This window comes from Micromonospora sp. NPDC050686, assembly GCF_040654475.1.
Lineage (GTDB): Bacteria > Actinomycetota > Actinomycetes > Mycobacteriales > Micromonosporaceae > Micromonospora.
The window spans coordinates 69,554-75,553 of the sequence record NZ_JBFAID010000030.1 but is presented as its reverse complement, the minus strand read 5'-3'; the positions used below and the strand labels follow the sequence as shown (position 1 = coordinate 75,553).

At 75.1% G+C, this 6,000-nt stretch carries 6 protein-coding genes and 1 pseudogene; 3 read left to right on the top strand and 4 right to left on the bottom strand.

Going from position 1 to position 6,000, the window contains the following annotated elements:
* Positions 1-42: 42 nt before the first annotated feature.
* The 3 genes and pseudogenes from AB0H57_RS19725 to AB0H57_RS19715 form a co-directional block, all read right to left on the bottom strand.
* A pseudogene (locus AB0H57_RS19725) lies at positions 43-848 on the bottom strand (EcsC family protein).
* 45 nt (positions 849-893) lie between these two features.
* The gene (locus tag AB0H57_RS19720) at positions 894-1,070 is read right to left on the bottom strand and encodes a hypothetical protein (protein ID WP_357508383.1); all 177 of its coding nucleotides are present in this window, start codon (positions 1,068-1,070) and stop codon (positions 894-896) included.
* Positions 1,071-1,119: 49 nt separating this feature from the next.
* Entirely contained in the window at positions 1,120-2,100 is a 981-nt protein-coding gene (locus tag AB0H57_RS19715; RefSeq protein ID WP_357508381.1) for a peptidase M23, read from the bottom strand.
* A gap of 410 nt (positions 2,101-2,510) precedes the next feature.
* On the opposite strand from AB0H57_RS19715, the gene AB0H57_RS19710 reads away from it, so the two are divergent.
* The 3 genes from AB0H57_RS19710 (at position 2,511) to AB0H57_RS19700 (ending at position 4,703) form a co-directional block, all read left to right on the top strand.
* Positions 2,511-3,431 (top strand): PAC2 family protein, encoded by a 921-nt coding sequence (locus AB0H57_RS19710; RefSeq protein WP_357508379.1) that lies wholly within the window; start codon positions 2,511-2,513, stop codon positions 3,429-3,431.
* 102 nt (positions 3,432-3,533) lie between these two features.
* Positions 3,534-4,331 carry an exodeoxyribonuclease III gene (locus AB0H57_RS19705; protein WP_357508377.1) on the top strand — a complete coding sequence of 266 codons (798 nt, stop codon included), beginning with the start codon at positions 3,534-3,536 and terminating at the stop codon, positions 4,329-4,331.
* 51 nt (positions 4,332-4,382) lie between these two features.
* Entirely contained in the window at positions 4,383-4,703 is a 321-nt protein-coding gene (locus AB0H57_RS19700; RefSeq protein ID WP_357508375.1) for an antibiotic biosynthesis monooxygenase, read from the top strand.
* A 54-nt stretch (positions 4,704-4,757) separates the two neighbouring features.
* On the opposite strand, the gene AB0H57_RS19695 is transcribed toward AB0H57_RS19700, so the two are convergent.
* Positions 4,758-5,522, bottom strand: a complete 765-nt coding sequence (locus tag AB0H57_RS19695; RefSeq protein ID WP_357508393.1) for a class F sortase — start codon at positions 5,520-5,522, stop codon at positions 4,758-4,760.
* Between the last annotated feature and the right edge of the window lie 478 nt (positions 5,523-6,000).

The following is a 6,000-nucleotide window of genomic DNA, read 5'->3' as shown; positions in this document are numbered from 1 at the left end:
CGAGATCAAACGCTGCCTCAAGCGTTACGTCGCCCGAGACCTCTACCGACGCCTCGAAAACCCACCCCAGCCACTTGACGCGGCATAGGAGCGTCGCCCGGCCGCGCCGGGCGGGGTGCCGTAGTGGGTCCGGGCGCGGTCGGCGAGCGCCTTGGTGGCGGACGAGTTGGCCCAGGTCCCGAGGACGATCGCGGCGCCGGGGACCACCTTGGCGGCCACCCGCTTGACGGCCCGCACCCCGGCCATCTGCGCCAGCCGTACGCCCAGCCGCAGCATGGCCCGGCCCAGCGGGGTGTGCCCGCCCGCCCCGAAGAGGGCGCCGGCGCGTTCCCGGCCGGCCGCCACACCGAGGGCGAGCCGGGCGCTCTCCGCCACCTTGTGCACCTTCTGCAGCACCAGCAGGTCGGTGGCCCGGTCCGGGTGCTCCGGATCCACCCCGTGCGCCGCCGCGATGTGCAGCACCATCCGCGCCTGGGTCCAGGCCAGCACGCCCACGTCGATCACCGCGCCGGGCAGGCCGGCGGCACCGGACACCGCCCCGGAGAGCCGGGCCCGGTTGGCGAACCGCCGGACAGCCTGCTCGGCCAGGTCGTCGGCGGACGCGCCGGGCTGCTCGGCGCGGGCCCGTTCGGCCCAGCGCGCGGCCTCCGGACCAAGCCGGCGCACCGCCTCCAGGGCCAGGTGCTCCGGGGCGTACTGGGATCCTGGCGCATCCGGTCCCAGAGCGTCGCGGGCGGCGCCTCGGCGGCGTCCCCGCCACCGGGCAGCGGCCGGCCGGGCACGGGCGGCGTGGCCTCCGGTCGGGGCGCCGGGGTGGGCTGGCCGTCCAGCGGGGCGGGGTCGGTCACGATTGCTCCCGGAGGTCGAGGGCGGCGGGGACGCGACGGCCCGGGTCAGCGCCGACGGCTGTTCAGCCGGGCGGCCAATCGGCGCAGTTTGGCCTGGTTCTCCGGCCGGGCCAGCTCGCGCCGGCCGCGCTCGACGAGTTGCTGCCCGCGGGGCGAGCGCAGGAACGCGCCGATCCGCCGCACCAGTGCTGACATGTCGACCTCCGGTGGGTTGCTTCCCATCAGATGTACCCCAACGGGTCCACCGGCAAGCAGCCACAGTGGTGGGAGGTCAGACCGCCGACGGGTAGATCGCCCGGACCACCTCGTCGGCCGCCCACTCCCACTGCGCGTAGGCGTCGGGGAACGCGGACACCTGGACGGTCTGGGCCGCGACGGTCAGCGGCAGGTCCTGCCAGCCCGGGATCTCCAGCAGCACGGCGAGGAACGCCTGGGTGGCGTACTCGGGGTCCATCAGCTGCTCGACCGTGCCCCAGCCGCTGCTGGGCCGCTGCTGGAACAGGCCGACCGAGTCGTGGTCCCAGCCGATCGCCTCGTACGCGTAGTTCTGCGACTCGGGCAGCACGCCGCTGGCGTAGTTGAGCAGGGTGCTCTCCTGCATCGCGGTGGCCACCGCGATCACCATCGCCTGGCGGGGCACGCCCATCTTCTTCGCGGCCCGCACGATGTGCTTGGCGTTGGCCATCTGGGTCCGGTCCAGGCCGGCCACGGGTGCCGCGTCCACCAGGACGGACCTCGGCTTGGGCTTCGGCTTGGGCTTCGGCTTGACCGTGGCCTTGGCCGGCTTCTTGGCCGCCGGCTTCCTGCTCGGCGACGCGGCGGGGGTGGGGGTCGCGCTGGCCGACGGCGAAGCGGTGGGCGGCGGGGCGACCTCGGCCCGCTCCAGGCCACGCGAGGCCGGCTCGGCGGCGGCCCGCTCCGCCAGGTCGGCCTGCTCGGCGACCCCGACGACCCGGCTCACCGTGTCGGTGATGCCGCCGCCGAACTGGGCGAAGCTGGCCGCCCCGAGGCAGCAGACCACGCCGGTGGCCAGGGCCACCCGGGCCCGCGTGCGGCCCGGGGTCGCGCCGGCCGTCGCGGCGGGGAGGTTAGCCGGGGCGGCCGGACGGGTACGGAAGAAGCGGCGGCCGAGGAGCCGGCCAGGGCGGGGGTCACGGGAAGCGCCGGTCCGATCGGGCGATGGGGTGTCGTCCGAACGGCCAGTCGTGCCTTCGGGGGCGAACTGGTCGTCGAGGGTGCCGTCGTCACGCATCCGACGAGGCTAGGCGGCGTTCCGCATGATCACGCTGGGTGATCCCGTGGCGGTGGTCACAATCAACCCCCTGCTAACAGGGCAGATGCGACCAGCGCCGGCGGGCGACGGCGATACCACGCGCAACGGGCCCAACGGTCAGGCCCGACGGCCCGCGGGGCCGCGGGCAGGAAGCACGCGTCCGGCCACCGGTCCCGACAAGATCGGAAACATCCACCGTACGGCCGAGCCGGCGCTGGGGTGGTCAGCCGATGGTACGTCGTCCCGCAGTCCCGGAGCCAGGCCGCTCGCCACCCCGTGGCCGGTGATTCCCGGCCGGATGGAATGGATCAGGATGACGGGTGGTTCCCCGAACCGGGTGCCGTTCCCTCGCGGTGCCCGTAGGCGCGTTCCCCAGGAGGTCCGTACCGGTGCTCGACCCACACGAGCTCTACCAGCTCTCCGACGATCTGCCCGATCTCGGCCAGCCCGTGCTGATCCAGGCCCTGACCGGCTTCGTCGACGCAGGCAACGCCACCCGGCTGGCCCGGGAGCAGCTGCTCAGCTCCCTGGAGGCGCGCCCGATCGCCACCTTCGACGTGGACCAGCTCTTCGACTACCGCTCCCGCCGCCCGGTGATGACCTTCGTCGAGGACCACTGGGAGCACTACGACGCGCCGGAGCTCACGCTGCACCTGCTGCGCGACGACGACGAGACCGCGTTCCTGCTGCTCACCGGCCCTGAGCCGGACCTGCAGTGGGAGCGGTTCACCGCCGCCGTCGCCGGCCTCGCCGCGCGGCTCGACGTCCGGCTGACCGTCGGGCTCAACTCGATCCCGATGGCCGTACCGCACACCCGACCCGCCGGGGTCACCGCGCATGCCACCCGCCCCGAGCTGATCGCCGGGTACGAGCCGTGGCTGCAGCGGGTCCAGGTGCCGGGCAGCGTCGGCCACCTGCTGGAGTTCCGGCTCGGCGAGCAGGGCCGCGACGCACTCGGCTTCGCCGCCCACGTGCCGCACTACGTCGCCCAGGCCGAGTACCCGGCCGCCTCGGAGATGCTGCTCAGCTCCGTGTCCCGCAGCACCGGCCTGCTGCTGCCGCACGACGGGCTGCGCGCGGCAGCCGAGGTGGTCCGGGTCGAGATCGACCGGCAGGTCGCCCAGACCGAGGACGCCGCCCAACTGGTGCAGGCCCTGGAGGAGCAGTACGACGCGTTCGCCCGCGGGCGCGGCGAGAAGAACCTGCTCGCCGCCGAGACCGGGCCGCTGCCCACCGCCGACGAACTCGGCGCCGAACTCGAACGCTTCCTCGCCGAACAAACCCGCCCCAACGACACCCCGGGCAGCTGACGGAGGTAACGAGGGGCCCCTTGTTAACACCCGCCTGTTAACAAGGGCCCCTCCTGACAGCCCGGCGGGCGGCGCGGGCGGCGATGCGGCAGGCTTTGAGCCATGCGCCTGGCGACCTGGAACGTCAACTCGGTGAAGGCCCGCCTGCCCCGACTGCTGGAGTGGCTCGACGCCACCGCGCCGGACGTGGTCTGCCTCCAGGAGACCAAGTGCCCCGACGGCGCGTTCCCGGTCGCCGAGGTGGGCGAGCTGGGCTACACGGCGGCCAGCCACAGCGACGGCCGGTGGAACGGGGTGGCGATCCTGTCCCGGGTCGGGCTCTCCGACGTGGCCGTCGGGTTCCCCGGCGAGCCCGGGTTCCCCGAGCCGGAGGCCCGGGCCATCTCCGCCACCTGCGACGGGCTGCGGGTCTGGTCGGTGTACGTGCCGAACGGCCGGACGCCGGACGATCCGCACTACGCGTACAAGCTGGCCTGGTTCGCGGCGCTGCGCGACGCGCTGGAACCGGAGCTGGCCGGACCGCTGCCGGTGGCCGTCTGCGGCGACTTCAACGTCGCCCCCACCGACGCGGACGTGTGGGACCCGGCGTTGTTCCGGCACTCCACCCACGTCACCCCCGCCGAGCGGGCCGCCCTCGCCGCGCTGCGCGACCTCGGCCTCGACGACGTGGTGCCCACGCCGATGAAGGGACCACACCCGTACACCTACTGGGACTACCGGGCCGGCATGTTCCACCAGAACAAGGGCATGCGGATCGACCTGGTGTACGCCTCGGCCCCGTTCAGCCGGGCGGTCCGCTCCGCGTACGTCGACCGGGAGGCCCGCAAGGGCAAGGGCCCCTCCGACCACGCGCCGATCGTGGTCGACGCCGACCTGGTGCCGGCCGTCGAGCCGCTCTGAGCAGCCCCCGTCCGGACCGGGCGGGAGCCGGGCGCGGCTAGGGTGGGAACCATGGCAGTCGTGAAGATCAACGCGATCGACGTCCCGCCGGGAGCCGGCGAGGAGCTGGAGCGCCGGTTCGCCGCCCGGGCCGGAGCGGTGGAGAACTCCCCCGGCTTCCTCGGCTTCGAGCTGCTGCGTCCGGTGGCCGGCGAGAGCCGGTACTTCGTCTACACCCGCTGGGAGAGCGAGGAGGCGTACCGGGCCTGGGCGGACGGGCCGTCCCGCGCGGCGCACGCCGGCGGCGAGGGCGGCGAGCAGCGGCGACCGGTGGCCGCCGGAGCGACGCTGCTGGAGTTCGAGGTCGTTCAGCAGGTCGCCGGCAAGGGCTGAGCCGCTCCCCCTCGCGACCGCACAGCCGCTGCGCGGTGGGCGGGCGATGCGGCGTCAGGGTCGCCGGCTGCTCAGCAGCGAGGCGAACGCGATCACGTTGTCCGCGTAGCCGGTACCGCCACCGACCCAGCTACCGCCGCAGGTGATCAGGCGGAGGCCGGGGGGTCCCTGGTCGCCGTACACCCGGTCGGCGGGGAACTGGTCCTTCTGGAAGTGCTCCACCGAGTCGACCTTGAAGACGACGACGCTGCGGTCGGACCGGGTCACCTCGATCCGGTCCCCCTTCTTGAGCCGGCGCAGGTCGTAGAAGACCGACGGACCGGTCTTGGTGTCCACGTGACCGACGATGATCGCCCGGCCGGGCTCGCCGGGGGTGGGCCCGCGGTCGTACCAGCCGGTCTCGTGGTGCCGGCTCAGCGGCGGCACCGCGATGCTGCCGTTGGGCGCCTGCCCGACCACGCCGACCGGGGCGGCCACCTTGATCGCCGGCACGGAGAGCCGGACCGGCCGGCTCGCCGGCAACCCGGCCGGGTCGTCGCGGACCGACGCGCCGGTCCGCTCGGCCGGCCCACCACCGGTCAGGCGATCGAACGGACCGGCGGTACGGCCCAGCCCGGCACCCGTCGCGAAGATCCCGAACAGCACCAGGAGCACCGCCAGCGGCCCGGTCCAGGGCCGGCGCCGGTCCCGATCCGGCGGCCGGGCGGCGACCGGGGGCGGACCGTCGGGCGGTACGGGCGCGGCCGCCCTTGCCGTGACGCCGGGCCGCAGCACCGCGACCGGGCGGCCTCGCGAATCGGCGATCGGCGGGGTGGGGATCGCCTGCCAGCCGGCGACCCAGCGGGCCGCCCGGGACGACGTCCCGCCCCACCGGCCGGGGCCGGGCGCCGGCCGGTCCGGCCCTGGTCCGCCCGGCGGCTGTCCAGGACCGGTCGGCTGCCCGATCGGCGCGGTCGGCCGGCGAGGGCCGGTCGAATCGGCCGGCGACCCGGGACCGCTCGGAGCGGGCACAGTCGCGCTGTCCCGGACCCCGCCGCCCAGCTGGTCGGGACGGGTCCGGGCGGCGGGCCGATCGGCCCCGACCGGGTCGGCCGGCCGACCGGGACCAGCCGGGTCGGCCGGCCGACCGGGGCCAGCCGGGTTGGCCGGCGGGTCGGCGTGCCAGAAGAAGGGGAATTCGTCGTCCCGGATTGCCGGCTGCGGCTCCTCCGCCCCGGGGCCCTCCCCGACCGGCGACGCCGGCGCCTGCGGGGCCACCGTCTCCGGGTCGAGCGCGGGATGCGGCCGGACGGCCTGT

Coding starts and splice junctions, on each gene's coding strand:
- AB0H57_RS19720 (WP_357508383.1), bottom strand. CDS start 1,070: ATGGGAAGCAACCCACCGGAGGTCGACATGTCAGCACTGGTGCGGCGG.
- AB0H57_RS19715 (WP_357508381.1), bottom strand. CDS start 2,100: ATGCGTGACGACGGCACCCTCGACGACCAGTTCGCCCCCGAAGGCACG.
- AB0H57_RS19705 (WP_357508377.1), top strand. CDS start 3,534: ATGCGCCTGGCGACCTGGAACGTCAACTCGGTGAAGGCCCGCCTGCCC.
- AB0H57_RS19700 (WP_357508375.1), top strand. CDS start 4,383: ATGGCAGTCGTGAAGATCAACGCGATCGACGTCCCGCCGGGAGCCGGC.